We start from the raw sequence: 969 nt of genomic DNA, 5'->3' as shown, positions 1-969 counted from the left end.
TCATTAATCACGGGCATGAAACGCGCGCCAATAAAGCTCGCGATACCGCCTATTTTTTTCTTAAAAGCACCAAGCTTGTCACTTAAATCTGCTGCATAGCGTGCAACATCGGCACCTATCAGCCATTTTCCTTTTCGCGCCTTTGCAAACAGCTCTTTAATGGGTGCCATGCCTTGTGCAAGCATGGTCGCCATTTCTTTACCATCGCCCCCAAACAGCAGAGCGGCAATATGCTGTCTTTGTGCTTGGCTTTTCATCTTACTCATCTTGTCGGTAATTTCTTCTAACAAGACAGAAGTGGATTTGAGTTTTCCAGAAGTGTTTTTGACAGAAATGCCAAGTGCTTCAAAGCCCATCATGCCTCTTTTTTGTCCGGCATATGCTTGTGCTGAACGCCTATTTAAAACCGCTAAGGATTGTTGAAAAAGTTCGGCAGAAGTGCCTGAATTATCGGCTGCATCACCCCATAATTGAAGTGATGCAACACTCATATTTAAATGGTGTGATGCGTGATAAAGACTATCGCCCAGATGCATGGTTTTCATGGTGAGGGCGGCTACACTTGCCACAAGACCACCACCAGCAAGCCCCAAGACACCAGTAAAGACCGAAGCACGGCTTGCCGCCACTCCAAGAGCACTTTGAACGCCATGAAGGCTTTTTGTCATGTTTTTGACAGCAGCAGAAAAGCGCGGAATACCCAAACTATGTGAGAGTGTTTTTGACAATGTATCGAATTTTTTTTGAAGATGTTTGAGAGGTGCGGTGAGTTTGTCTTCAAGAGACAATTTCACCTTTGCATCAGCAACTTTTTCACTCATTTTGTCTTATACCTTTCTGCTGCTTGATTTCGCCAGAATATGAGTTCTTGCGGTTCCATTTCCATCATCTTTGAAAGGGACCAATGGAACACAATGGTAATATCGGCTATGAGTTTAGCGGCGGTTTCCCAGTCGAGGTATCCCGCCG

Annotated in this window: 1 protein-coding gene and 1 pseudogene; both read right to left on the bottom strand. The window is 45.0% G+C overall.

Going from position 1 to position 969, the window contains the following annotated elements; all coding sequences use genetic code 11:
• A pseudogene (locus ACFILL_RS09345) lies at window positions 1-821 on the bottom strand (phage tail protein); the annotation flags it as partial.
• Window positions 818-922 carry a GpE family phage tail protein gene (locus ACFILL_RS09340; protein ID WP_375643846.1) on the bottom strand — a complete coding sequence of 35 codons (105 nt, stop codon included), beginning with the start codon at window positions 920-922 and terminating at the stop codon, window positions 818-820. The gene ACFILL_RS09340 and the pseudogene ACFILL_RS09345, both read right to left, overlap by 4 nt.
• Between the last annotated feature and the right edge of the window lie 47 nt (window positions 923-969).

Source organism: Bartonella sp. AP20NXHL (assembly GCF_042196165.1).
Taxonomy (GTDB): domain Bacteria; phylum Pseudomonadota; class Alphaproteobacteria; order Rhizobiales; family Rhizobiaceae; genus Bartonella.
This window is presented reverse-complemented; position numbering and strand designations above follow the sequence as displayed.